Here is a 26,631-nt window from a genome sequence, read left to right on the forward strand (position 1 = left end):
AGACAGTGTCATCCCTGACCTATGCTGGAATAAATCTATCATTCACCATCGGTTTTCTGGTTGGGCTTATTTTCACAACTTGCTGAAGCAGTGCCCTTATCCGGAATTAAATAGTCTGCAAGCTGATTAACCAGTCTTTGTAATTGAGTAATATCTTTCATATTTCTTACTGAATAATAAACATATTTATAAGTGTCTGTGGGTTCAGTTGTGAACAATCTGGAGTATTCAGGAGGGGGATTGTCCTGTGTTATCTTGTTGCCATCTGCATCTCTATAACAAAGCTTCCAGAAAAAATCACCCGCTTCTTTTAGATGATTGGCGGAAAGAGCAAAGAAAATTAATACAAAATTACCAACCGGCTCATATTTATCTTCCATCGATGAGCCTTGTTGAAGAATAATGTTTACACGCTCTATCTCTCGACGGGCAATCTTCTCTACAAGAGTCTGGCGATCTGTATTCAAGCCTTCGATGACATCTTGTCTGAACTGGTGCAAGTTCAAGCTTTTATTTGTATAAAAGTCTTTTACCACATTGGCCATACAGCTAAGGGAGTGGCTGAATCCAAAGTTGAAGTTATGGGTAATATTGGCACAACAATGAACAATGTATTGATATTCTTCGCCCAGGGCATTGCACATTGCAGCAGCAAGATGTACGTATTCGTCGTCAGTGTCGTGTTTATTCACAAGGACTCTGTAATTCAGAAAATTTAAAATTGGACTAACGAAAAATTCAGATACAAGTCTGGATATTTTTTTGTCAATTCCTGAAGGATCAAGTTGTTCAGAATCTGATAAAGCCCGGGTTTCTCGAAGAGCCATTCTGGCAGTACACTCTTCAAGGCTGGGTAAATGAGGATTTCGGGACGGATCACTACCTATGTTACCAAACAACAGACGAGCGATCGAAGGTTCAATCTCTCGTCGCGCAGGGGAAGAAGAGTCTTGCTGGCCCTCTTCATCCGAATCACTGCTATCGGGTTCTGAATCCCTGCTATCGGGAGATGATCGTAGTTTACAAATGCCATGACAGGATTCGACATGACAATTTAAACCGTATGTATGTTGGGGTTGTTCAGGGCTTTCGCCACCATCGCCAGAGTCGGAAGGCGTAAGCTTGAGAGAAGAGCCTCCAGCTTGGGTGGTTGATCCAGAGGCCTGCTGACCGGATGATGCTGATGTTGGGTTTTGTTGGCTACTTTGTTGTTGACCCTGACCCGGGAGCATCATAGTGGTGATTGCAAATGGGTGATCCTGACCTGACTTCGGTTCACCTATTGGGTTAAGCTGTGGCGAATTGTTGTTCCAATATCTTTCCAATAGCCAGCCAACGGTGGCAAACACTTCTAATGGTATCCTCGAATAGGGTTTGGCGTTCAGAGCGGCGTCACTGGTGGTCATAATCAGTTCATTAGCAACCAGAAAATGAGTGGCGTAAATCAATCGCCAGGAGATCGACTCAAAAAAGGCGGTTTTTACCCCGTAACCGCCAAGTCTGAGTGGTCTGTCATCAGGCGGAAAAATTGACTCTGCATAGCCGTTTGTGTTGGCAAGGTAGGTCGGGTTGCCCGGCAATGTCTGACGGTCTGGCTTAATAGAAAAACTCCCATCTGGCAAGCTTCCATCCTGTTGAAACCTGACAACATAACGTTCTGTCAATGGTTTGGCCTGGCAGACGACAGATAACCACGAAAGCAGTAACATTAGGGCGACATAGAACGAATTTTTCATTAGATCCCACTTTGATCGACTGCTGTTTGTATTGCATAGGTATTCATTTCCCAGAGAGAAAAGTTAGACCAAGAAAGTGATAGACAAAAAAAGAAGCGTGTTTTTTTTAGTCTGCCCTGCGCGGCAACTGCTCCAGCGTTGCTCTAGCTCCTGTATCCGTGCAGTCGTTTGGCGGCAGCAAATTGGTCTGAAAATCTGCTTTTGTCCCTCAAATAGCTCACTATTCTCCTCACAAAACCGAATTTTTGTCCTCAGTTTTATGCCATCCTCAATAGGGTTACGGTGTTGTCTGGAAGGTCGCTATTCTCGGTCAGACCAAGTTAAGTGCCAAGCTTGGCACACATGCCTGCTTCAGCTAAGCCACCGAAGGTGCCGTTGGTAGGGTCAAAGCCCCTACACGAACTGGAAGCATTTGCTATACGAAACTTACATCCGATATTAAGACCTGTGAGGAGTTACTGATTATTCTCAATCCTGAATAATTTGTCGCTTTGAGAGAGCTTAATAATAAAATAATCTTCATTATTGAGTTCTGGCGGTAATTTATCCTTCAAAATTGAAGCAACAAATTGTATACCATTTTTATTTACAACCTCTGCGATTTTAACGAGCTGGTTATCATGCATGAGTTCCTTTTTATCGTTTAGCAAGAAGTGCATACAAGGTATGTTTTCATTATCAGCAAAAAGTGTATAGGCTATATCAAAGCAAGAGATTTCGCCCTGTTTTTTACCTGAACTAAAGTTAGTATTAAAGGCACTAAATTTGTAAAGCTTTTGCCCCTTTTTGTTAACTACTTTATCGTATTTAAGTGCGTATTTTTCTCCGTATAGAAACTCTGAAGTCGTGGAGAAATATTCGTTAAACCTGTTGATTTTTTGCTTGACAATCGATTCAAAATCATCAGAAAACAGCAATTTGTCTATGTTATTTAGTTTTAGTTCATATTTACTGATGTTATCTTCGACTTCATTAAGCTGGCTTATGATACTTTCATATTCGCCCTTATCTCTGAACTTATTATTAAGTTCAGCAATAATTTTTTCCATTTCCTCAAATGAATCAGTTTTTGAAATAATGTCAGTAAGCTCTATTTCTTGTTGTAAAAGCTTTCGTAAATCTGAGTCTTTATTGATTATTTTTTTTTCAAGTTCAGGGAGTTCTTTTGAAATGTACAATGCTCGCTCATTAACCATTTGGTTATGATATAAAACCAAATCTTCAAATGTCTTTTGAATCGGTGCGATGTTACTAGAAGCTTGTCTGTATATATGCTCAAGCTGTGACAAATCTATATTTGAAACAGTTGACTCAAGTTCACTCTTAGTTTCTTCTATAAGATTCTTTCTTATATTAAGATTCCCAATCTCACTACTAATCTGATTTATCTTATATCTAAGTTCATTTAAATTTTTAAGGTCATTTTCAAAATTTTCATTTATGTTAAGTGAAGATTTCTCTTTCTCTAAAGATTTTATTTCTAGTTCAATAAGTGCAAGTGCAGTTTCGTATGCAGATTTTGTCTGTACTTTTTCAAGACGGTTTTTGAAAGTGCTTTCCTGTTGTATTTTGTAAAGAATCTCCTGTTTACTGTTCCCTTCTGAGAAATTACAACCTAAAAGGAATAAATAAAGAGATTCGTATTCAGCATCACTAGTATATTTATTAAGTGTTTTTAGAGTATTTGAAACACTCAGGTCACTATAACGAATGTTATGTGAAATAATCTGGCGGAATGTGGGTTTTTTATTGACTTGCTCTGGAAAAAAAAGCTCCGTAAGTTTGTCTTCAAAATCTTTCTCTGTGTATGGTATTCCGTCAATTTTCCTAACAGTTTTCTTTCTTGAATGGAAGTTTCGTTCAATAACTACTGATCTGGCTTTTTCATCATCAAGATTTTCGGTTAAATGCAGAGATGCAGATATATTGTTCTCTACTAGATAGTCCCTGACAAGGGCCGGAGTTTTTCAAGATAGTTGTCCCGAAAACTGAATTTTAGGCTGCCTTTTTCTCGTTAATTCTTGCTTCAGACAACCGCTCAGGATTCAGTGCAACCGCACCTACAGGCTCCCAGTTTCTGATAACTCCTGACCAGCGCGTTGGATTAGCTTCTCGCGCTTTGGTATACACCTGTTTCCGGTGATTCAGGATTTCCTGATCTCTTTTCTCATGCCGTTGCGCAGGTGTCACAAAGCGGATTGAGCTATGGCGGTGTTCATTGTTATAAAAGCGCTCAAACTTCAGCATCCACTGTCGACTGTGTTCTAACGTCAGAAAACCTTGAGATGGCCACTGAGGACAGTACTTCACCGTTTTAAAGATCGATTCTGCAAATGCGTTATCGTTACTCACCCTTGGGCGACTATGAGAGGGAATAATGCCCAATTCCTCAAGCTTGGCCTTAAAGGTACTCGACGTCATTGGAGCCCCATTGTCTGAGTGCAGTACAAGCGGTGTTTTAGTGCATTTTTCAGCCACCATTGTCCGGTTAATCAGTTCACTGGCTAACTCACCAGACTCACGGCTATGAATCTCCCAACCAACAATCTTACGACTGTAAACGTCCAGTATCAGGTAGAGGTACCAGAACTGGCCGCGTACCCTGGAAGGTATGTAACTGATGTCCCAACACCAGACCTGGTTAGGGCCAGTAGCAACATAGGTTGTCGGCTTGTTGCTTTTCGATCGCTTTCTTGAACGACCGCGGTGGTGCAACTGACCATACTTTTTCAACACACGGTAAAAGCTAGATTCAGAAGCAACGTATACTCCCTTGTCTGCAAGGGCTGGCACGATCTGCGATGGTGGCAGGCTCGCATACTCATCTTCATTACTGATAGTCAGAATACGTTGCTCCTCTTCCTCAGTCAGTTTGTTAGAGGGTACCGGGCGCAAGGCATCCGGGCGTTTGTCCGTTAACACTGCACCATTGTCATCGCGCCAGCGATTCAGTGTTTTCAGGGATATTTCCAATTGTTCAGCAGCCTTCCAGCGAGAAGCGCCGTTTGCTATAGCCTCATCAAACCATGTCAGCAGTTGGCGGCGCTTATCGACAGGTGTCAGTTGTCCTCGCTGTCTATCCCGTAGAAGGCATCGAGCTTTTTTGATAGCACCAGCAGGGCTGCAGCTTCTGCCAACGCCTTGTCTTTACGGCGAAGCTCTTTTTCAAGGCTCTGATTGCGCTTACGCTCTTGTTTTAATTGCTTGCTTTCCTGGTCTGCACGCTGAGAAGCCTGAACAGCACCTGAAATACAAGCGTGCTTCCACTCCTTGACTTGTTGAGGATAAAGCCCTTTTTTACGGCAGTATTCACTTAACTCTGTTTCTGACAAAGCAGCGGTTTCGACGACCACGGCAAACTTGCTTTCAGCAGACCATTGTTCTGATTTTTGTTCGTTCCCTGGCACAGGTAATCCTTTGTCCCGTAGTTTTTTACGCCAATTATACAGGGTTTGTTCGCTGATACCTTCCTCTCTGGCAACATCCGGCACAGAGCGATTGTGTGGTGGTAACAGTTTTTTCAAAACAGCTGATTTACGTTCCTCTGAAAAACGAGGCATATTCAACGTCCATCGCCCACTGTCTAGCTTTTATTGGTTAATCAGTGAGCGGGACAACTATCCTGACACAGCGGGGGGCGTAAATTTGCTTGGTGTTTTCAGGGTCTTCGTAAATGGTCTTGGACTTTGCTCCCAAGCAAAAATCTATCAGTTTTAAAACAGTAGTTTTTCCGACGCTATTTCCGGTTATTTGGCCATTGCTCTCATCAACTATGAGATTTATACCTTTATGGAAAGGTATTTCACGGATAACCTCTAAAGGACTGGAGATCACGATCTTTTTTATGAACATAGCTCAACTTCACCATAGTTCAGTACAGCAGCGTCAATTAGATATAACCAATCTAAGCACAAGATAAACAACGGAAACGACATCTCGCTAAAGTTCTTTGCTTTTTCATATAACTCAAGCAAATCCATTTTTCCGCTCTCCTGGAGAGTTTTGAGCACGACCGCACCATTATAGTAAATGCTATTTTCTGGGTGAATATCATTGGGTAGTAGCATACTTATAGCCTTCTGGATTTTCCATTATTTTACACCGAATGAATGCATCGACCACTAATATATCGATACATAATTCAAGTTCATCTATAGGAATTTCTGAATAATTTGAACTTTCAAGCACTATATTTTTCAGTACGTCAACGACATTAAAGAATATAGTGTCAGGTGCTCCTGCTCCTTTAGCCTGTATATATTCACGTTTAATTTTTGCTAAAACCGAAGTGCTTTTATTACTTCCAAATTTATCGAATTCCGAATATTTTGAATCAACTTTCCCGTGATAGAGACTGTATTCTTCAATCAAGTATTTAGCCTTGACTAATTGGTTGTGTTTAATCTTTCGATCTATTTCAAACTTGTGTGTCGGAGTGCTTTGGTTTTCATCACTCCATCTTTCTTTTGCCAGTATATTGATAATCAAAGCTAAGTTTGAATCAAGCTTCACTATATCTAGATCATTACCAAGTTCAGTTTTGATGAAAGCATAAATTTTTTTTTGTTCCGTTACACCTTTTTGTAGAACCTCATTTAATATAGATTTTACATCTAGGATTCCCGAGGCCTGATCAAATAAGATTCCGTTTGGATTTTTAATAGATGCTTTCCTTAACATGGAAGCATCCTTTGAAATTGAAAGAAATAAGAATGTATATGACGAAAATTTTTTAACGATATCTTTGTCTAAGGCAGACTCTAACTTTCGGTTTGTACAACTTGCTGATACTTGAACAACTATCTTGTTCTTGTGGTCGATAAGATCGATTGCTTCAACATTTTGTGATGATTTGTTAAGGTTTTCTAGAGCATAACCATAAACTAGATTTAACAGATGTGAGTAAAAGCTCTCGGAATGCATATGAAGATACAGCATGTTCAACTTGCCGTTAGTATCGATTCTAAGTGCAAGTGTATGAAGTTTTTCATCAATATAATCGTAATACGCGGTCCTATTCATTACCAACTCTATTCAATTAAAATCATAAAAAAACTTAATTAGAAGGAGCAAATCTTACATCACTCTCTTCCAGTAATGATACTGTTATTTATAACATATTAGAGCTTAATAATGTATTGATAATTTCCACCACCTTAATTTATTTGTTAATAAATCTATATTTAAATCATCACGTCTAATCTAAGAATCGCTTCTATTGTAGTGCTAAACACACCACGGCGTAACTGCTCACTCTTGAGATCCCGAAAAAATCTCTCAACCATGTTTAGCCATGATACTGAAGTTGGCGAAAAATGCATATGAAACGAGGATGTTTTTCCAGCCGCTCTAGCACCTTTGGGTGTTTGTGTGTCACATAGTTGTCGTAAATCAGGTGCAGCTCTTTGTCTTTTGCCGTTTCCTTGTCAATCTGCTTAAGAAACTTCAGCCATTCCACAGTGTTGTGATCCTACTGGCTAAGTATCTGAAGAATTAATCTTTCTGAGTCGTGTTTCTTTAGAAGCGTTAAGTGTTATCTCTTTGGCAACTTGCATAGTAAAAACAGGTAGTGGTTGGAATGACATTCATAATGGCTACTACAAACATTTATGTAACGTTAATTCAGTCACATTACATTAGTTAGGCTTATTTTCACGACTTGCTGAAGCAGTGCCCTTACTCGGAATTAAATAATCTGCAAGCTGGTTAACCAGTCTTTGTAAATGAGTAATATCTTTTATATTTCTTACTGAAGAATAAACATATTTATAAGTGTCTGTGGGTTCAGTTGTGAACTCTTCGGAGTATTCAGGGGAGGGACTATCCCGAGTTATCTTGTTGCCATTTGCATCTGTAAAACAAACCTTCCGGAAAAAATCACCCGCTTCTTTTAGATTGTTGGCGGAAAGGGCAAAGAAAATTAATACAAAATTACCAACCGGCTGATACTTATCTTCCATCGATGAGCCTTGTTGAAGAATAATGTTTACACGCTCTACCTCTTGACGGGTAATCTTCTCTACAAGAGTCTGGCGATCTGTATTCAAGCCTTCGATGATATCTTCTCTGAACTTATCCAGGTTCAAGCTTCTATTTGCATAAAAGTCTTTTACCACATCAGCCATACGACTAAGGGTGTGACAGAAGCCAAAGTTGACGGTGTGGGTAAAACTGGCGCAACAGTCAACAATATATGCATATTCTTCACCCAGTGCATTGCACATTGCAGCAGCAAGATGTACATATTCGTCGTCAGTGTTGTGTTTATTCACGAGGACTCTGTAATTCAGAAAATTTACAATTGGACGAACGAAAAATTCAGTTAAAAGTTCGGATACTTTTTCGTCAACCCTTGAAGAAAGATCAAGTTCTTCAGAATCTGATGAAGCCCCGGTTTCTCGATGAGATACTCTAACAAGACTCTCTCCAAAGCTGGGTAAATGAGGATTTTTGGACGGGTCACTACCTATGTTACCAAACAACAGACGAGCTATCGAAGGTTCAATCTCTCTTCGGGCAGGGGAAGAAGAGTATTGCTGGCCCCTTTCAGCTGACTCACTACTTCTTGATGGCGGTTGGACTTGACAAACGCCATGACAGGAACCGACATAACAATTGAAACCGTACGTGTGCCGTTGTTGTCCAGGGCCCTGGTTACCGCCGCCAGAGCCGGTAAGCTTGAGCCCGAAAAAAGCTCTGCGAGAGGCCTGCTGACCGGAAGATGCTGATGTTGGGTTTTGTTGGCCACTATTTTGTTGGCCACTTTGTTGTTGACCACTTTGTTGTTGACCCTGCCCGGGAAGCATCATAGTGGTGATCTCAAATGGGTGATCCTGAACTGACCCTGGTTGATCTATTGGGTTGAGCTGCGGCGAATTGTTGTTCCAATATCTTTCCAATAGCCAGCCAACGGTGGCAAACACTTCTAATGGCATCCTCGAATAGGGTTTGGGGTTCAGGACGTCACTGGTGGTCATCATCAGTTTATTAGTAACCAGAAAATGAGCGGCGTAAATCAATGGCCAGGAGATCGACTTAAAAAAGGCGGTTTTTACCCCGTAACCGCCAAGTCTGAGTGGTCTGTCATCAGGCGGAAAAATTGACTCTGCATAGCCGTTTGTGTCGGCAAGGTAGGTCGGGTTGCCCGGCAATGTCTGACGGTCTGGCTTAATAGAAAAACTCCCATCTGGCAAGCTTCCATCCTGTTGAAACCTGACAATATAATCTCTTGTCAACGATTCGGCCTGACAAACGGCAGACAACCACGAAAGCAGCAACAGCAGTGTCGCAGAGAACGAATTTTTCATTAGAACCCACTTTTAAAGCCCGTTGTTCGCAGTGCTTGGTTATTCATTTATCGGTAGAGGAAAGTTAGACCAGAAAAGTGACAGATCAAAAAAATAAGCGTGTTTTTTCAACGACACCATAGGTACAGCAGGGGCCAGATTCTGTTCCCGGTACAGGTTTCGCAGACCTTCTTTTTCGGCATCGATGATGAGCTGGCCAGCAAGGTCAGTGCTTCCCTTGATCCTGAATACAATGCCAGTAAAAAAGATACGCCTCTCTGGCAAGCTATAGCTGCCACTGCAATGAATCATGGTCGATTTAATGATGTTCTGGACATGGAAGAAAGAGAACAGGTTGCCAGTGAGATTGATCCTGCTCAGCAGCTGAGCATCAGCTTTAAAACAAGCTCCAGCTGGAAGCAGAAAATTGCTTTTCCATTAGCTGGCATCAAAGCGGATCAAAGTCGGCTCCGGGGTATCAGCTCATGGCAGGAAGATACGCCAATATAGTGAGAGGTTTACACTAATTCGATGAATCGTCAGCATTTTTCTTTTTCCAGTAGGGAATTTCGACTTTTCTCTGCGTAAATTCAGAGTAAAGTCCAGCGCGGAAATTGCTATTGGGGTATGCGCTGATAGAGTTTTTTCTTGTTTGATAATAATTATGTCATGGGAATTTCATGGATAAATGTAATGATGTAGCGGCTTTTGATATATTTCTGTAACTTTACTGTGCCTAAGTACTGGTACTCATTGCGGATTTTGCTTATCTTGTAGTTCAATTACAAAATTGATCGAAATCAATTTTCTGAAGTTTTAAGCTCTGTCTTCTTTGCACCCGGTTAAATCTCCATCCAGGGCCAATCGTCGGGCTGGAAGCCTGATGGCACGGTGGTCGAACCTTACGCTCAAGCAGACAGGACAGATTTTTCATAGATAACAGTTTGGCGCTGGGAGCCGCGACAGGGGTAGCCCTCGAGCAATCTTTTCTTGTTCGGACTCTTCGGGCTTACGCCTTTTGATGATTCGTTTTCACTGGTGGTATGGGCTGAAAAAAACGGCCCCTTAGAGCCTCGACTATCCTGACAGACAGAATTTCACTGGCTCATTGATGAATAACCGCCTTATGAAAATGTGGTTGTCCATCTCAGATTGAGGCGATTTATTTGCTCAAGGCTGAGTTGCTAAAGTGTACTCCTGTCCGGGTAATCGTAATGGAAAGATGCATCAGTGGCTGATGATCCCTTCACAGATGCTTTTTTTTAGAACTGGTTACAGCGCTCAATTCTCGGAGCAAACTATATGCACGACATTGATCCCATCGAAACCCGGGAGTGGCTGGAAGCCCTGGATTCCGTTCTGGAAAAAGAAGGGGAAGACCGGGCTCATTACCTGATGACCCGACTTTCCCAGCATGCCAGAGCGAAAGGCACCCAGCTGCCCTACGCGATTACTACCCCTTATCGCAACACCATTCCGCCTGAGAAAGAGGCGAGAATGCCGGGCGACTTGTTTATGGAACGCAGAATCCGTTCCCTGGTTCGTTGGAATGCGTTGGCAATGGTCATGCGTGCTAACCAGAAAGACAGTTCACTGGGTGGCCACATCTCTTCCTTCGCTTCCAGTGCAACCCTGTACGATATCGGCTACAACTACTTCTTCCACGGTTACAACAATAACCGTGAAGGCGATTTGGTTTACTATCAGGGGCACACGGCTCCGGGTATTTATTCCCGTGCTTACCTCGAAGGTCGTCTGAGTGAAGATCAGCTGGACGGTTTCCGTCAGGAAGTAGAAGGCAAGGGTCTTTCATCCTATCCTCACCCGCACCTGATGCCTGACTTCTGGCAGTTCCCTACCGTATCCATGGGTCTGGGCCCATTGCAGGCCATCTATCAGGCACGCTTTATGAAGTACCTGATCAACCGTGGTATGGCCCCGGAGCAGAACCGTAAAGTCTGGGCTTTCCTGGGTGACGGTGAAATGGATGAGCCGGAATCCACAGGTGCAATCTCTCTGGCGGGCCGTGAAAAGCTCGACAACCTGATCTTCGTGGTGAACTGTAACCTGCAGCGTCTGGACGGGCCGGTTCGTGGTAATGGCAAGATCATGCAGGAGCTTGAAGGCGTATTCCGTGGCGCTGGCTGGAACGTGATCAAGGTGACCTGGGGTCGTCACTGGGATCAGCTGTTTGCCCAGGACAAAGACGGTGTGCTGCAGAAGCTGATGGACGAAGCCGTCGATGGTGACTATCAGAACTGTAAGGCCAAGGGCGGTGCCTGGACACGCGAACATTTCTTCGGTCGTTACCCTGAAACCAAAAAGATGGTGGAACACCTTTCTGACGATGATATCTGGCGTCTGAACCGGGGCGGTCACGATCCATACAAGGTTTACGCAGCCTACCATGCTGCGGTAAACACCACCGACAGGCCAACGGTTATTCTGGCCAAGACTGTAAAGGGTTACGGTACCGGTACCACGGGTGAAGCCTCCAACGTCAGCCACAACGTCAAGAAACTGCCTATCGATGACCTGAAACAGTTCCGTGACCGTTTCGACCTGCCGATCAAAGATGAAGATCTGGCCAGCCTGCCTTACTTCAAGCCCGCAGAAGACAGCCCTGAGATGGTTTACATGCGCAAGCATCGTGAAAAACTGGGTGGTTTCATTCCTCAGCGTCGCGAGCAGTCGGATGTGCAGTTGGAAATTCCTGACCTGAGTGCCTTCGACGCTGTTCTCAAAGGCAGTGGTGAACGAGAAATCTCAACCACCATGGCCTACGTACGTGTTCTGGCGGCTCTGGCGAAAGACAAGAATGTCGGTAAGCACATCGTACCGATTATTCCTGATGAAGCCCGGACTTTCGGTATGGAAGGCATGTTCCGTCAGCTGGGCATCTACTCTGCTGAAGGTCAGATGTATGAGCCGGTCGACTCTGATCAGGTGATGTTCTACAAGGAGTCCAAACAGGGTCAGATTCTGGAAGAAGGTATTAACGAAGCCGGTGCCCACGCTGCCTGGATCGCGGCGGCGACTTCGTACAGTAACAACAATGTACCCATGATTCCTTTCTATGCCTTCTACTCCATGTTCGGTTTCCAGCGAACCGGCGACCTGGCCTGGGCTTCAGGCGACATGCAGGCTCGTGGTTTCCTGATCGGCGCGACTTCCGGTCGAACCTCTCTGAACGGCGAAGGTCTGCAACACCAGGATGGTCACAGCCACATTCTCGCTTCCACTGTTCCTAACTGCATCAGCTACGACCCAACTTACGGCTACGAGCTGGCAGTGATTGTTCAGGACGGTCTGCGTCGTATGTATAGCGACAACGAAAACGTGTGGTATTACATTACCACTATGAACGACAGCTATAGGATGCCAGCCATGCCAGAAGGCGATGGCATTATCGAAGGTATTGTGAAAGGTCTGTACTGCTTCGAGGAAAACGCCGGAAACGACGGCCTGAAAGTACAGCTGATGGGCTGTGGCACTATTCTTGAGGAAGTGCGTGCTGCTGCTGACATCCTGCGTAACGACTTCGGTATCGAGTCTGATATCTGGAGTGCCACAAGCTTCAACGAACTGCGTCGAGATGGTATGGCGGCAGCTCGTCACAACATGTTGAACCCTGATTCCGGGAAGCGTGCAGGCTGGGTCGAACAGCAGCTGACTGGTCGCAAGGGTCCGGTTATTGCCGCCTCTGACTACATGAAGATCTACGCCGACCAGATTCGTGAATTCGTACCAGGTACTTTCATTGCCCTGGGCACCGATGGCTTTGGTCGTTCCGATACCCGTGAGAAATTGCGTGAGTTCTTCGAAGTGGATCGTTACTTCGTTGTTATTGCTGCCCTGTACGGTCTGGTAAAAGACGGTGAATTGGAAGTGTCTGTTATGAAAGACGCTATGAAAAAGTTCAACATCGACGGCGACAAAGCTAACCCACTGTACTGCTGATTTCATAAGGTTATCCCGAATGAGCGATGAAATAATCAAGATCCCCGACATCGGCAGTGGCAGTGCAGAAGTTATTGAAATCTGCGTTGCACCCGGTGATTCAGTTTCTGCCGATGACTCCCTGATTGTTCTGGAGTCAGACAAGGCATCCATGGAAGTGCCTGCACCCCGTGACGGCAAAATCTCCGAGATCATGGTCAAGGTAGGTGACAGTGTGTCTGAAGGTGATGACATGCTGAAAATGACGACAATTGTCGTAGATAAGGAAGGTTCCGTAACTACCAGCGAAGCAGCTCCAGCTCCGGCTGCACAGCCAGAGCCTGCTCCAGCTGCTCCACCAGTCGGCAGCAGCATTCAGGACGTTCTGATTCCAGACATCGGGGCAGAAAACGTCCCTGTTATCGAAATCTGTGTTGCTATAGGTGACGAGATTTCTGAAGAAGATTCTCTGGTCGTTCTGGAGTCTGACAAGGCGACCATGGAAGTTCCTTCACCTTTCTCTGGCATAGTAAAAGAGATCTGCGTGAAAGAAGGCGACGAGATGAGTCAGGGCGATCTGGTGGTGAAAGTGGAAACCACAGGTGCTGCTCCTGTTCCGGCTCCTCAGACGGAAGCCCCTCAGCCTGCCGCACCAGCTCCAGTCGCAGCGCCTGTTGCGGGTGGCGTTCAGGAAGTGACGGTGCCCGATATTGGTGCCGAAGACGTCCCTGTTATCGAAATCTGCGTAGCCGTGGGTGATGAAATCGCTGAAGAAGATTCCCTGATTGTGCTGGAATCTGACAAAGCGAGTATGGACGTACCTTCTCCTTTTGCCGGTGTTGTCAAAGAGATCTGCATTAAAGAAGGTGACAAGCTCAGCCAGGGCAACCTGATTGCCAGGATTGAGACCCAGGGCAGTGTTGCTGCTGCGCCTCCGGCTGCTCCCGCGCCACAGGCTTCTGCTCCGGCAGCATTGGCTCCTGCGGCTGCCAAAGCACCAGCACCTGCTGCTCCGGCTTCTGCTCAGAAACTGGTTGAACTGGAAAAAGCCAATCGCAATGTCCATGCCGGTCCAGCGGTTCGCAGGCTTGCCCGTGAGTTTGGCGTTGCCCTGGAACGAGTAAAAGGCACAGGCCCACGCAGCCGTATCCTGAAAGAAGATGTTCAGGCTTACGTTAAGGCCATGCTGTCTGAAGCTGACAAGCCTCAGACAGCTGCCGTCACAGGGGGGATGGGTATTCCTCCGGTGCCTGCCCAGGATTACGCCAAGTGGGGTGAAATCGAAGAAGTGGCCCTGAATCGTCTGCGTAAAGTAGCAGCTCAGAACTTCCAGCGCTCCTGGCTGAATGTGCCCCACGTCACACAGTTTGATGAAGCGGATATTACCGAACTGGAAGCTTTTCGTAAGGCCAACAAGGCAATGGCAGAAGCCCGGGGCACCAAGCTGACTCCGTTACCTTTCTTCCTGAAGGCTGTGGCTTACGTACTGAAAGAGATGCCGGTATTCTGCTCTTCCCTCAGTGAAGACAGTGAGTCGGTTATCTACAAGAAGTACATCAACATTGGTGTTGCTGTAGATACTCCTGACGGCCTGCTGGTACCGGTCATCAAAAATGTTGACCAGAAAGGTATCTGGGATCTGTCCAGAGAGTGTATCGAACTGGCTGGCAAGGCCCGTGACAAGAAGTTGAAACCGGCTGAAATGCAAGGTGGCTGCTTCACCATCTCCAGCCTGGGTTCAGTCGGTGGTACCGCCTTTACCCCCATCGTGAATTCGCCTGAAGTCGCTATTCTGGGTATCTCCAAGGCATCCATGAAGCCTGTCTGGAACGGCAAGGACTTTGATGCACGCCTGATGTGCCCGCTGTCACTGTCGTACGATCACCGTGTGGTTAATGGTGCTGATGCCGCCCGCTTCACCACCCTGCTAAGTAATCTGTTGTCAGACATTCGTCGTTTGCTGCTGTAATCCCGGGATTCCGGTGAGTAAAAGAGCCCCAACTGTTTTGCAGTGCGGGCTTTTTTTACCCGGTACAATTTTTTTGGGAGAAAAGCACGCTTGCTTTCCTGATGTAACACTTTTTTGGTCTAAACCAGGCTTAAAGCCCGCATCCAGAGGGAATAGTCATCTGACCCATTGAATAAAAAGTCCGCAGCTGTTTTCATTAGTGGGCTCTTTCTTGTCTGATGCAACCTTTGGTTTTTTGAGAGAAAATGAGGCTTGTTTTCTTGATCTATCACTTTCTTGATCTACCTTTCATGCCAACAAATTCGAGTGCATTGTTACGACAATGAAGCAACTGTCTGTTGCAGCACTGCTGCTGATGCTCTTGTCGTTGTCTGTTATCTGCCAGGCCGAACTGTTGGCAACTCGTTTTATTGTCGAGCATACACAGACATCTCGGAGCTTTTCTCTTAAGCACGTCCTGAATTCGTTGTCGGGCACCCCATCGGACGTTGCTGACACAAACGGCTTCGCAGAGTCAATTTTTCTGCCTGATGACAAACCACCGAGATTTGTCGGTTACGGAGCAAAAACGACCTTTATTGAATCGATTTCATGGCAATTGTTTTACGCCACAAATCTGTTGGTTGCTTACGAACTGATTCTGACCACCAATGACGCCACTCCGGGCGGCAAACCTTATTCATGGATACCAGTAGAGGCGTTTTTAGCTGTCGGCTGGCTTTTGAAAAGCTATTGGAACTTCGATTCATTGCTGTTTAACCCGATGAAACAACAGGTGGCAAGTCAGAACGACCCGTTTGCGATCACCATTATGATGCTCCCCGGGCGGGGTCAACAACAAAATGGTCAACAACAAAGCCGGTCATCATCCTCATCCGGTCAGCAGGTATCAGGGTCAACCACACATGCTACGGGCTTTTTCAACCCATCGTCTTCTGATTCTGGCGGCGGTAGTGGAGGCTCTGAACAACAACGGCATACCTTGGGTTTAAATTGTTACGTCGATTCCTGTCATGGCGTTTGTAAACTCTCACAATCATCTGATAACTCAGCAGAAGGGCCGCTGATTTCTGTAGTGAATTCTTTAGAGAATTCGACCGCCCATATGGAAGCCACACCCGGACAGGTCTCATCCCCGGATATCACTAGTCGATCCTTCACATCGCCACTGGTTTATTTCGATAGAAACACATTTATTCCAGTTACTGATGCCCCCCCAGATGAGCTCTATAATCAATTCTTTGTTGATTTCTCTGACATTCACCGCATTGATATCAACCTGACAAATGGTTGTATGAGTCCGAGGTCGCTATTATGGGTATCTCCAAGGCATCCATGAAGTCTGTCCGCAATGGCAAGGGCTTTGATGCAGGTCTGATCTTCTGTCATTGTCCCCGGATTTTAGTTTCGTGCCTTCCGTCCTCTCGTCTATCCTCACTGCTCCTATCCCCGGAAAATAAAGGATAGAACCATTAACAGCTTACTCTCGCACGTATTGGTCTTTTTGTCTTTCGTCTGCCCGGCTGAGCCGCAGACTCATCGTTTTATCGTTGAGGTTGATCAAAATGAGGCTTCGACAAGCCAGAGTTTTTCTATAAAAACTGAGCCGGACCTATTAACTGCAATGCCAATGACTGATTGGAGGCTGATGCAAAACGAAGTATCACACACGATCAGCACAAATGAATATTCAGGGTCAGGCATGCTGTCCGATGACCAACCCTCCAGGCGAAACAAACTTCAGATCATCACTTTGATGTACGGAACGGGCGGCGGTAACTATTCCCGGACAACAGGGTCAGAGGATCATGGTCAGTCATTCAATAGACATTCAGAAAAATCACATTATTTATACGACAATGACCATAATGATGAAAATTCGGGCCAGCCCACCCACTCTCGACATAGCCTTGACAAAAATTGCCATGAACAGCCCTGTTGTAATCAACAGGGAGTCTGTATCTTCGCTCCTTCCGCAAGTACCCGGTGTCGTTCAATCTCAGATGACTCTTTCGCTTGCACAACAGATGTCTATTGGCAAGCAGGCGATCAGGAATCTGGCTCGGTAAGCCATCCTGCTGAAGCACCGACAGTTGTCTCAGAAGCTGACAGCACAACCGGTGGGTCATTAAAATTAAATCCACCTCCTGCGGAAAAACAGAAAAAGGCAGTCACCAAAAAATACCAATGTCATCACCCCGGCTGTAAAAAATTATTTAGCTCTCAAGCCTCATTGCACACTCACAAAAGTCAGTATCATTGCGGAGAGCGGACCTGCCTTGAGTGCCAGAAGTCCTTGCCAAACGCTCAAGCCCTGGCGGTTCACAAAAGAAAAGATCACACCGGAGAGCAAACCTGCTCTGAGTGCAAGACGACCCTGCCAAACGCTCAAGCCCTGTTGCTTCACAAAAGAAGAGACCACACCGGAGAGCAAACCTGTCCTGATTGCCAGAAGCTCATGCCAAACGCTCAAGTCCTGTCGACTCACAAAAGTCTATATCACACCGGAGAGCGAATCTGCCCTGAGTGCCTGAAGACCCTTCCAAACACTCAAGCCCTGTCGGTTCACAAAAGAAAAGATCACACCGAAAAGCAAACCTGCCCTGAGTGCCAGAGGACCCTGGCAAACGCTCATGCCCTGTCGGCTCACAAAAGTCAATATCACACAGGAAAGCGAACCTGCCCTGAGTGCCAGAAGACCTTGGCAAACGCTCATTCCCTGTCGGCTCACAAAAGTCAATATCACACAGGAAAGCGAACCTGCCCTGAGTGCCAGACTACGCTGCCAAACGTGAAAGCCCTGTCGGCTCACAAAAGTCAATATCACACAGGAAAGCGAACCTGCCCTGAGTGCCAGACTACGCTGCCAAACGTGAAAGCCCTGGCGGCTCATAGAAGAAAGGATCACACCGGAGAGCAAACCTGCTCTGAGTGCCATAAGTCCCTGCCAAACAGTCAAGCCCTGTCGAATCACAGAAGGCAACACCGGAAACGAAAACTTGATGATGCAAAGTCAAGTGATTGATTTCTGATTGTCATTTCGCGCTGCAAGCTTTTTTTTGACCGAAAAGATGCCTGTTTTCTTGATCAATCACTCTCTCGGTCAGGCTGCAACATTGAAAAGAAGTTTTGTTGTCGAATTTGAACAGGGTGGAGATTCTCCAATCCGGAGATTTGCCATAAAGCCTGAGCAGCTTATATTGTCAGGCAATCCGTCATACATCTCAGACACATACGCCTGTCGGGGACCGGCTTTGCCGCCTGATGACAAACCAAAAAGAATTGGCGGTTACCGAACCTGCCCCGGTTCTGGTGATGAGGATGATTTTAAGGCTAATTAAAATCGGTCGGGACATAACGACCAAAAGTAGACAGGGCAGCAGCAACATCGAAAAATACGCTTATTTCCTTGAACTACCGATTTCTTGATCTATCTTTCCTCTTAAAAAATAAGAACTGAATATTATAAGCTACAGACTGGAATGTAATGAAAAACTCTCTGTCTGCGGCACTGCTGTTGCTGCTTTATTCGTTATCTGTCATCTGTCAGGCCAAACCGTTGACAAAGAGTTTTGTTGTAGTGTTTGAACGGAATTCAGGTTCTCCAGACGGGAACTTTCCTACAAAGCTTGGCCAGCATGGACTAGCGGGCAACCCGTCATACACTGCCCAGACAAATAGCCATTCTGGTTCAAATAGGCTACTTGATGACGAACCACACAGACTTGGCGGTGATGGGTCAAAAACGACCCTTAGTGAGTCGATTTCATGGCAGCTGTTTTACGCCACTCATCTGCTGGTTGCTTACGAACTGATCCTGACCAATAACATTCCTTCAGGCGCCAAACCTTGTTTAAGGATACCAGTAGATGCATTTGTCGCTGTCGGCTGGCTCCTGAAAGGCTGTTGGAACGCCAATTCAGCGCTGTTCAACACAATGGATCAACTGGGTGCGGCTTCTATGATATTACAGGAGGATGACCCATATGCGACCATCACAATGACGTACCTCGAACATGGTCAACAAAAAAACCAGAAACGAAATCAGCCAACAGTATTATCAACTGATCAGCAGGCCCCCGGGGCAAACAGCCAAATTAAAGGTTCTTTCAACAGCCCTCAGCATTCCGGCTCCGGTGGCGGTAACGAAGGCTCTGAACAAAGCCGACATACGTTGAGTTTAAATTGTTTCGTCGATTCTTGTATTGGTGTTTGTAAACTTCGATCACCACTCCGAAACAGAGAGTCAGCTGAACGCTCGCTGAATTTCCCAGATAGTTCGGTATGCGACACTCTTCATGCTGATCCAGCCGATTTTCACTGTGAACAGCCCCCCAATCGAGAGAACTCTACATCGACTGATCCTGCCACATTGAATGAACCCCCCGTTTATATCATTTCTGAGTTTGGTACATTACTTGACCCTCCTGTATATATTATTTCTGATTTTGGCACATCGATTGATCGCTCTGTTTACCTCCCTGATGATGTCGACAGAGAGATGGATCCTTCTATTTATCTCCCTGATGATGCCGACACTTTGATGGATACTTCCAATTATCTTCCCGATGATTTTGAGATACTGGTTGACCTCTCTGTCGATCCTCCTGATGATTTTCCTGTCACTCAAAGCATTTATCTCAACTCAACAAATAGCCAGTCACTTATAAACTCAATGAATGCAGTTGCAGCCTCTATAAAGAATAATGAAAGGGAAGATATCTCTGACAAATAATGTTCATCGAGAATGGCCAGCAGCAGAAATGCCGTGATAACTTCAACTGATGCTGACGGGGCACGTCTTGCCAGGCACTTAACCCCTGCCGAGACAGTGGCTGACGCGGATGCTCAGAGGTTGCCACGCGGGGTAACCGAAAACGCCACCCTATTGACCAAGAGCAGAATGATTTTTTATATACGATGTACCTTTCATCCGGTGTAATTTTTGGTTTTTGACAGACAACATACTTATTTTCTTGATCTATCACTTTCCCGATCTATCTTTCTCTTCTACAAAATAGAATGCACGAATGGAATGATGAAAAACTCACTCTTTACGGCATTCCTGTCCGTGCTGTTGCTGTCGTCCATGGTCTGTCAGGCTAAAACACTGACAAGACGCTGTGTTGTCGAGCTTCAACAGGATGCAGGTTCTCTAATTGGTAACTTTTCCATAAAACGTGACCTTAATACGCTGTCGTTTACTCCGTCAGACATTGTTGGCACAAACGGCTATTCAGGATCAATTTTTCGGCCTGATAACAAACCACACAGACTTGGCAGTTACGGACTAAAAACGTCTTTTATTGAGTCGATTTCGTGGCAATTGATTTACGGCACGAATTTGCTGGTAGCATACGAACTGGTTCTGAGTACCCGTGCCGCTGCCATGAGCACAAAACCTTATTCATGGACACCTGTAGAAGCGTTGGTCGTTGTTGGTTGGCTTTTGAAAAGCTGTTGGAACTCCGATTCACCGCTGTCTGACCCGATAGAACAGCTAAAGGCAAGTCAGGATGACCCGTTTGCGATTAGCGCTATGATGCTACCCGGACAAAACCCACACCCTCGCTCGGAAATCCAAAATAACGCACATATCCAAAATAATTTTCGCGGCCAAATTAACCAGCAAGAACACGGACCAGCTAGTCCCACTTTATACCAGACAGATTCAAGGGCACCCGATATAACTCGTAGCAGGAGAATCGAATGTGACGTGATAATGGTCGCAGAGGATGGTCAACGGCAGAGATGCGGGAAGGTCTTCAGGACTGTTCAGGGGCGGTCGCTTCATGTAAGAAGATCCCACTGCGTGCCAAAATTCTGTTACGCGCTAATCATCCTCAATGATGGCAGGCGGCGGCCATGCGAGATGTCCTTCAGGAATCAAGAAATGCTGTCGCGTCACAGAACACAATGCCACATTGAGCCAGCATTTTGTGACCTGATAGTGGTCGGGGAGGATAGCGAGCAGAGAGTATGCGGGAAGGTCTACAGGAATATCGCGGAGCAGCAGGGTCACAGCTTGTTGAACCACGAAGGTGAATGGGATATTAGATGGTCGCATCCCGGTAGAAGGGACCACATTATTGGGTCACACTTCTGTGACATGGCAGGGCTCGTCGACGATGGCGAGGGGAGGCAGGTGTGGCAACTATGTGGAAGGATCTTCAGTACTCTTGAAGAGCTGTATTGTCACAGAAGTGGATATCACCAGAATTGATGTCGTGCTGGGTAGAATTATTAAACACGCTTCAATTTCACCTATCTTTCTATTTTTAACCGAACAACAGTAGACGTCATTTACACTCTGGTCAGGAATAGCTTGTATTCTGGCATCTTATTCCCGGCAAACTTTCACCTGCTGCAACCTTTGGTTTTTGACAGAAAAACAGGTTTATTTTCTTGATTTGACACTTTCTCTATCTATCTTTCTCTTCTATAAGTCAGATGCGGGAATGGAATGATGAAAAAGTCACTCTGCGTGGCACAGCTGTTGCTGATTGCTTCGTTATCTGCAATCTGTCAGGGTGCATCGTTGAAAAGTCGATTTGTTGTGGGCTTTCAAAAGGATAATGCAGGTTCTTCAGTCCAGAATATTTCTATAAAGAATGGCTCTTATACACTGTCGTGCAATCAGTCTGCCAACAATGGCGACTATGCAGGCTCAGCTGCTCTGCCTGATGACAAACAACGCGGACTTGGCGGTTATTGGTTAACGACCCTTATTGAGTCCGTTCCGTGGCAAGTGATATACGTTGGCAATATGCTGGTTTTTTGTGAACTGTTCGTTACCAACAATTTTGCTCCTCACCAGAGAGATAATCTACGCCGGGAAGCGTTTATCGCCGTCATCTTGTTTGTTAAGTACTATAGCAATCCTGATTCACCGCAGATGGGTCAACCGGAGGCGGGTCAGGATGAACCATTTGCAAACACCAGCATGATGCTCCGCAGAAATGGCCAACAGCAAGGCCAACAACAAAGCGACCAATCAGAATCATCCAGTCAGCAGGCCTCAGGGGCAAACACCTCCCCTCTGTCACCGGCTCCCTGACTTCTGACTCTGGTGATGGTAGCGGGGATCCTGAACAACACGAGCAGTAAACTTTGCTTTTAAATTGTTTCGTCGATTCCTGCCAGTGCAGGTTTGGGGAAGAGGTTTGGGGACATCCAATCAGCGACATGAATTATGTTGTTTTATCGAATGAGCGTAAAACCCCGTACTTCTAGAGGCTGTCAATGGAGTTAAGTATGAGCTTATTTTTCATCTCAAGCACTGGTGACTTTGGCAGATATTTGAAGGTATTGGGAAAATATGAACTGTGTCACTAGCGGAATCGACAGAATGAAACTGGTTCTAAGCTCTGAGGATTGTTGGGGAAGTACAAAGCTTGTAGTCATTGGTTTGCTCTGTTTGACACTATCCACCTTGACGGTTGCCGATACAATGTCGAATGGAATCTTTCAGTTAATCAACCAACGGTTGAATTATATGCAGGATGTCGCCTTATCCAAGGCCAAAAGCCACAGTGCGATTGAAGACTTGGCCAGAGAAAAGCAGGTGCTTGAGAAAGCATTGGTCGATGCGCAGCAGGCAGGTTTACAACCGGACTCTATTGTTGGTTTCTTTCAGGCACAGATGGATGCTGCCAAGGCGATTCAATATCGCTATAGGGCTGACTGGTTATCTACCCATCCTGAAAATAGTGAATATCGGGATTTAGCTTCTGAGGTCAGGCCAAAGCTTTTGGAGCTTGGTGATGAAATTGTGGTTAGAATCAGCGAATACCTGAAAGATGGAGGGTCTTTTGATAATAATCTGCAGAAAGACTTTGACAGAACGGTGAATACAAAGCATTTATCTGAAAACGATAAAAAGAAGATGTTTGAAAGTCTTCAGAGGATACGTTTGATCAAGAGCTAGTGCAGTGCGTTGAAACCTGTAGTGCATAGCATTTTCAAACCAGTCATGAGTCCGCTTGGCTCGTTGCTCAAAAAGCGTACTCCCGGCTGCACAAGGCGAAATAGTCTCAAGTTTCTTTCGGTTTTTGACTGAGCAACCCAGGAGCAGTTGCCGCGTAGGGCAGTCTATTCTCGGTCAGCTTCCTGGTGCAACCTTTCGTTTTTGACAAAAAACACGTTTATTTTCTTGATCTGACACTTACTCCTTCTATCTTTCATGTCTATAAATCGTATGCACAAATAGAATGATGAGAAACTCACTCTATATGGCACTTCTGTTACTACTTGTTTCATTATCTGTCATCTGTCACGGCGAATCGTTGAAAAGACGGTTTGTTGTCGAGTTTCAGCGGGGTGGTGCAAGTTCTCCAATCCAGTATTTTAGTATAAAGAGCGACTCTAACACACTGTCGTGCAACCAGTCAGACATTGCCGACAAACCACAGGGAATTGGCGGTTGTGGGCTAAAAACGACCCTTATTGAATCTCTTTCGTGGCAATGGGTTTACGCTATCAGTCCGCTGGTTGCTGACGAGTTCCTGATCACTAATACAGCTCCTCAATTCAGAGCTAATCTATGGTTAAGCGTTGGAAGCTTTATCGCTGTCGGCTGGATTATTAAAAGCTATTGGAGCCCCGATTCATCGTTGTTTAAATCGATGGGGCAACTGGAGGCAAGTCAGGTTGACTCATTAGCGAACACTGCCATGATGCTCTCCGGAAATGGTCAACAGCAAGGCCAACAACAAAGCCAGCAACAAAGCGAGCAATCAGAATCTTCCAGTGGGCAGGCCTCAGCGTACAGCCCCCAAATTCAAGGCTCTGTCACCGGCTCCCTGTCTTCTGACTCTGGTGGCGGCAACGAAGACCCTGAACAACACCAGCAGCATACTTTGGGTTTAAATTGCTTCGTCGATTCCTGTCATGGCGCTTGTATATTCAGACCGTCACCCGAGAACAGTGAGTCAGCTGAATTGCCACTGAATGTTGAGGAAAGTTCGACAGGACAAACAGGAACAACACCAGAGCAAAGCCCATATCCTTGCCCGGAATTCCCAAATAACGTTGAGTCCCAAAATAATTCTCACGAGCCAATGAGCCAACAAGACCCCATTCCGGTTAACCCAACTGTAAGCCCGGCAAATGCAGGAGCTGCCAATACAGCCCGTGACAGGGGATACGAATGTGACGTGATACTGGTCGGGCAGGATGGCGAACAGCGACCATGCGGGAAGATCTTCTGGAGTGCCAAAAGGCTGTCGTGTCACAAAATCAGATTCCACACCGGACTAGGTGCAGGGACAGCCAATGCAAATCGTCTCAAAACAGTTGTCTGTGACAGACCAGTGATTTTGAGGAATGGCAGGCGAATGCCATGCGGTAAGCACTTAAGGAATAAAAAATTGCTGTCGAGTCACAAAATGAGATACCACGTTGAGCCAGCATTCTGTGACCTGATAGTGTGCGGGGAGGATGGTGATCAGCGATTATGCGGGACGGTCTTCAGAGATAGTGTACAGCAGCAGAGTCACAGCCAGTTATATCACGAAGGTGAATGGGATATCAGATGGTCGCATCCCGTAAGAAGTGACCACATTATCGGTTCACATTTTTGTGATCTGGCTGTGTTAATGGATGATGGCGTGGGGGGGTTGCTGCGGCGACTATGCGGAGTGATCTTCAATACTACTGAAGAGCTGCTTCTTCACAGGAGAACATTCCACCAGAAGCAATACCCGTCTGAATGAAATAATCGAAGGGTTTGAAAACGTTCCAATCTCACATATCTTTTGATTTTTAACCGAACGACGGTAGACGTCATTTATAATCAGGTCACGGATGAATTGTATTCCGGCATTTTCTTCCCGGCAAATTTTACCTGATGCAAGCTTTGATTTTTGACAAAAAACCGTTTTTTTTGATTTGTCACTTTTTCGATCTATTTTTTTCTTTACAAATTAGAATGTAGAGATGGAACAATGAAAAACTCGCTCTTTGCAACACTGCTGGCGATAATACCTGTCTTCTGCCAAGCCGAACTGTTGACAAGGGGTTTTGTTGTCGAATTTCAACCGGTTGCAGGCTCTTCAACCCAGAGTTTTTCTATAAAGAGTGACCCCAATACACAGCCGCACATCCCGTCAGACATCGCTGACACAAATGGCGATCCAGATTCAGATTTTCTACCTGTTAATAAGCGACATGGGCTTAGCGGTTATGGGTTAAACACAGCCTTTATCAGGTCCATTCCATGGCAATGGCTTTACGCCACAAATCTGCTGGTTGCTTACGAAATGGTCCATAACGATGCTCTGGGCGCCAAGCCAATATCATGGCTACCTTCAGAAGCTTTTGTCCTTGTTGGTTGGCTTTTGAAAAGTTATTGGAACCCCGACTCACTAGTGTTTAATCCACTGGAAAAACCGGGGGTGGCCTCTATGATGTCGCAGGGGGATGAGCCTTTTACTATCACCAGGATGATGCTTCCCGGAAATAACCAACAACAAAACGGCCAACGAAACCAGCAGCCATCATCATCCGGTCAACAAGCCTCAGGGACCACCTCCAACCAACCTGGCAGTTATTCTACCAGTCCTCTGTCTTCTGGCTCTGGTGGTGGTAACGAAGGCTCTGAACAACACCAGCATACTTTGGGTTTAGATTGTTACGTGGATTCCTGTCATGGCGTTTGTAAACTCCGATCATCAACCGATAGCAAAGCGTCCGCCGAAGGGCCGCTGAATACTGGTGTTTTTCCAGCTCAATTCTTCACTCAACGCACTGATATCAATCAGACAATCGACCTTGCTAGCGTGACTATTTCATCCATAAATCCAGAAATGGTGTGCATCCTGCTCAATCAAGGGGTTAATGCAAATGCCTTGGGCCACGACGATCCACTACTGCATTATGCATTGCGGGCTGGTCAGAGTAATACTGTCAAAATTCTGTTGGCTCGTGGTGCTGACCCCGATGCCCCGGACCACAAAGGCCACTGTCCGCTATGGTTTGCGATAAGGGATGGACATGCTGAAATCGTTGAATTACTGCTTCATAGCGGTGCCAGTCTGTACCATTCCGGTTACTTTGACCGTGCGCTGCTGTTGTGCTGGGCGATACGCAGTGGTCCGCAAATGACAGCCACCCTTCTGGCCAACGGCGTGGAACCAAATGATCCCAATGGCTTTCTCTTTCCATTGTCTCTTGCGGTAAGCTCACGTGATCTGAAGGTGATCAAGCTCCTGCTGGCCAATGGTGCCAATCCAAATGTTCGTGATTCTGAGGGCGTTAAAGTTATCCATCAAGATCTGCAAGATAGGCTAGTTTATGGGCATGGGGATGGGTATGGGTATGGGTATGAGTATGAGTATTATTCAGAAGGAGTAGAAATCGTCACCATTTTGCTGGCCGGGCACTTTGTTCCATTTGACCAGCTATGGGTTCCCCCGAATGTCAGTAATAAGCACAATAAGCCCGATTTGAGCTTACTCCATCTGGCTGAGAAGAACGGGCATATCAAAGTTGCTAACATCCTGAAGAATTATACACCTGTACCTTATCAACCGGCATCGCTACAGTGTTGGGCCCGTGCCTCTATCCGCAAGCGGCTGGTGCAGAACCGGGCTAATTTTTGGCAGACCCTGTGCGCCGATTCCAATTGCCTGCAGCTGCCCAAGCACCTGAGAGCTTTTGTTTACCGACCGCTGTCCTTCTAGCAAAAACATCATAAACCCTT

The 26,631-nt window shown here is 45.7% G+C and carries 19 protein-coding genes and 1 pseudogene; 12 read left to right on the top strand and 8 right to left on the bottom strand.

Going from position 1 to position 26,631, the window contains the following annotated elements; genetic code table 11:
• Positions 1–38 precede the first annotated feature (38 nt).
• From ACOMHB_RS25275 to ACOMHB_RS25310, 8 genes and pseudogenes are all read right to left on the bottom strand, one after another.
• Positions 39–1,736, bottom strand: coding sequence for a hypothetical protein (locus tag ACOMHB_RS25275; RefSeq protein WP_448218826.1), 1,698 nt, complete (start codon positions 1,734–1,736; stop codon positions 39–41).
• Positions 1,737–2,191: 455 nt separating this feature from the next.
• The gene (locus tag ACOMHB_RS25280) at positions 2,192–3,025 is read right to left on the bottom strand and encodes a DUF2326 domain-containing protein (RefSeq protein WP_448218827.1); all 834 of its coding nucleotides are present in this window, start codon (positions 3,023–3,025) and stop codon (positions 2,192–2,194) included.
• A 706-nt stretch (positions 3,026–3,731) separates the two neighbouring features.
• Positions 3,732–5,296 (bottom strand): IS3 family transposase gene (locus ACOMHB_RS25285; protein ID WP_448215008.1). Its coding sequence is split into 2 segments (ribosomal slippage): positions 3,732–4,843 and positions 4,843–5,296, totalling 1,566 coding nucleotides; the frame shifts between segments, so codons are not numbered across the junction.
• Positions 5,297–5,333: 37 nt separating this feature from the next.
• Positions 5,334–5,588, bottom strand: a complete 255-nt coding sequence (locus ACOMHB_RS25290) for a hypothetical protein (protein ID WP_448218828.1) — start codon at positions 5,586–5,588, stop codon at positions 5,334–5,336.
• Positions 5,579–5,803 (bottom strand): ABC-three component system middle component 6, encoded by a 225-nt coding sequence (locus ACOMHB_RS25295; protein WP_448218829.1) that lies wholly within the window; start codon positions 5,801–5,803, stop codon positions 5,579–5,581. Before ACOMHB_RS25295 ends, ACOMHB_RS25290 begins: the two co-directional genes overlap by 10 nt.
• Complete coding sequence (locus ACOMHB_RS25300; RefSeq protein ID WP_448218830.1) at positions 5,787–6,758, bottom strand: ABC-three component system protein; 972 nt, start codon at positions 6,756–6,758, stop codon at positions 5,787–5,789. The genes ACOMHB_RS25295 and ACOMHB_RS25300 overlap by 17 nt, the downstream gene beginning before the upstream one ends.
• Before the next feature lie 191 nt (positions 6,759–6,949).
• Positions 6,950–7,203 (bottom strand): annotated as a pseudogene (locus ACOMHB_RS25305) (transposase); the annotation flags it as partial.
• Between the two features lie 169 nt (positions 7,204–7,372).
• The gene (locus ACOMHB_RS25310; protein ID WP_448218831.1) at positions 7,373–9,043 is read right to left on the bottom strand and encodes a hypothetical protein; all 1,671 of its coding nucleotides are present in this window, start codon (positions 9,041–9,043) and stop codon (positions 7,373–7,375) included.
• Positions 9,044–9,142: 99 nt separating this feature from the next.
• Here ACOMHB_RS25310 and ACOMHB_RS25315 point away from each other — a divergent pair, with 99 nt between their 5' ends.
• The 12 genes from ACOMHB_RS25315 to ACOMHB_RS25370 all read left to right on the top strand — a co-directional run bounded on the left by ACOMHB_RS25315 (position 9,143) and on the right by ACOMHB_RS25370 (position 26,611).
• A complete protein-coding gene (locus ACOMHB_RS25315; RefSeq protein WP_448218832.1) occupies positions 9,143–9,532 on the top strand; it encodes a hypothetical protein in 390 nt (129 codons plus the stop codon).
• Between the two features lie 792 nt (positions 9,533–10,324).
• Entirely contained in the window at positions 10,325–12,982 is a 2,658-nt protein-coding gene (aceE, locus tag ACOMHB_RS25320) for a pyruvate dehydrogenase (acetyl-transferring), homodimeric type (protein ID WP_422139195.1), read from the top strand.
• A gap of 19 nt (positions 12,983–13,001) precedes the next feature.
• Positions 13,002–14,930: a pyruvate dehydrogenase complex dihydrolipoyllysine-residue acetyltransferase gene (gene aceF, locus ACOMHB_RS25325; protein WP_448218833.1), complete on the top strand. Its 1,929-nt coding sequence runs from the start codon at positions 13,002–13,004 to the stop codon at positions 14,928–14,930.
• A 322-nt stretch (positions 14,931–15,252) separates the two neighbouring features.
• The gene (locus ACOMHB_RS25330; protein ID WP_448218834.1) at positions 15,253–16,269 is read left to right on the top strand and encodes a hypothetical protein; all 1,017 of its coding nucleotides are present in this window, start codon (positions 15,253–15,255) and stop codon (positions 16,267–16,269) included.
• A 309-nt stretch (positions 16,270–16,578) separates the two neighbouring features.
• Positions 16,579–17,955, top strand: a complete 1,377-nt coding sequence (locus ACOMHB_RS25335; RefSeq protein WP_448218835.1) for a C2H2-type zinc finger protein — start codon at positions 16,579–16,581, stop codon at positions 17,953–17,955.
• A 34-nt stretch (positions 17,956–17,989) separates the two neighbouring features.
• Positions 17,990–18,271, top strand: a complete 282-nt coding sequence (locus ACOMHB_RS25340) for a hypothetical protein (protein WP_448218836.1) — start codon at positions 17,990–17,992, stop codon at positions 18,269–18,271.
• A 146-nt stretch (positions 18,272–18,417) separates the two neighbouring features.
• On the top strand, positions 18,418–19,665 hold the full coding sequence (locus ACOMHB_RS25345) for a hypothetical protein (RefSeq protein WP_448218837.1): 1,248 nt from the start codon (positions 18,418–18,420) through the stop codon (positions 19,663–19,665).
• 300 nt (positions 19,666–19,965) lie between these two features.
• Positions 19,966–21,153, top strand: coding sequence for a hypothetical protein (locus ACOMHB_RS25350; RefSeq protein ID WP_448218838.1), 1,188 nt, complete (start codon positions 19,966–19,968; stop codon positions 21,151–21,153).
• A gap of 240 nt (positions 21,154–21,393) precedes the next feature.
• Positions 21,394–21,987 (top strand): hypothetical protein, encoded by a 594-nt coding sequence (locus ACOMHB_RS25355; RefSeq protein WP_448218839.1) that lies wholly within the window; start codon positions 21,394–21,396, stop codon positions 21,985–21,987.
• Positions 21,988–22,278: 291 nt separating this feature from the next.
• Positions 22,279–22,857, top strand: coding sequence for a chorismate mutase (locus tag ACOMHB_RS25360; protein WP_448218840.1), 579 nt, complete (start codon positions 22,279–22,281; stop codon positions 22,855–22,857).
• A 283-nt stretch (positions 22,858–23,140) separates the two neighbouring features.
• Positions 23,141–24,643, top strand: coding sequence for a hypothetical protein (locus ACOMHB_RS25365; RefSeq protein WP_448218841.1), 1,503 nt, complete (start codon positions 23,141–23,143; stop codon positions 24,641–24,643).
• A 231-nt stretch (positions 24,644–24,874) separates the two neighbouring features.
• Positions 24,875–26,611, top strand: coding sequence for an ankyrin repeat domain-containing protein (locus ACOMHB_RS25370; RefSeq protein WP_448218842.1), 1,737 nt, complete (start codon positions 24,875–24,877; stop codon positions 26,609–26,611).
• Positions 26,612–26,631 lie beyond the last annotated feature (20 nt).

Source organism: Endozoicomonas sp. 2B-B, from assembly GCF_053470045.1.

Coding starts and splice junctions, on each gene's coding strand:
- ACOMHB_RS25275 (WP_448218826.1), bottom strand. CDS start 1,736: ATGAAAAATTCGTTCTATGTCGCCCTAATGTTACTGCTTTCGTGGTTA.
- ACOMHB_RS25290 (WP_448218828.1), bottom strand. CDS start 5,588: ATGTTCATAAAAAAGATCGTGATCTCCAGTCCTTTAGAGGTTATCCGT.
- ACOMHB_RS25295 (WP_448218829.1), bottom strand. CDS start 5,803: ATGCTACTACCCAATGATATTCACCCAGAAAATAGCATTTACTATAAT.
- ACOMHB_RS25300 (WP_448218830.1), bottom strand. CDS start 6,758: ATGAATAGGACCGCGTATTACGATTATATTGATGAAAAACTTCATACA.
- ACOMHB_RS25310 (WP_448218831.1), bottom strand. CDS start 9,043: ATGAAAAATTCGTTCTCTGCGACACTGCTGTTGCTGCTTTCGTGGTTG.
- aceE (WP_422139195.1), top strand. CDS start 10,325: ATGCACGACATTGATCCCATCGAAACCCGGGAGTGGCTGGAAGCCCTG.
- aceF (WP_448218833.1), top strand. CDS start 13,002: ATGAGCGATGAAATAATCAAGATCCCCGACATCGGCAGTGGCAGTGCA.
- ACOMHB_RS25330 (WP_448218834.1), top strand. CDS start 15,253: ATGAAGCAACTGTCTGTTGCAGCACTGCTGCTGATGCTCTTGTCGTTG.
- ACOMHB_RS25335 (WP_448218835.1), top strand. CDS start 16,579: ATGCAAAACGAAGTATCACACACGATCAGCACAAATGAATATTCAGGG.
- ACOMHB_RS25345 (WP_448218837.1), top strand. CDS start 18,418: ATGAAAAACTCTCTGTCTGCGGCACTGCTGTTGCTGCTTTATTCGTTA.
- ACOMHB_RS25350 (WP_448218838.1), top strand. CDS start 19,966: ATGATGAAAAACTCACTCTTTACGGCATTCCTGTCCGTGCTGTTGCTG.
- ACOMHB_RS25355 (WP_448218839.1), top strand. CDS start 21,394: ATGATGAAAAAGTCACTCTGCGTGGCACAGCTGTTGCTGATTGCTTCG.
- ACOMHB_RS25360 (WP_448218840.1), top strand. CDS start 22,279: ATGAAACTGGTTCTAAGCTCTGAGGATTGTTGGGGAAGTACAAAGCTT.
- ACOMHB_RS25365 (WP_448218841.1), top strand. CDS start 23,141: ATGATGAGAAACTCACTCTATATGGCACTTCTGTTACTACTTGTTTCA.
- ACOMHB_RS25370 (WP_448218842.1), top strand. CDS start 24,875: ATGAAAAACTCGCTCTTTGCAACACTGCTGGCGATAATACCTGTCTTC.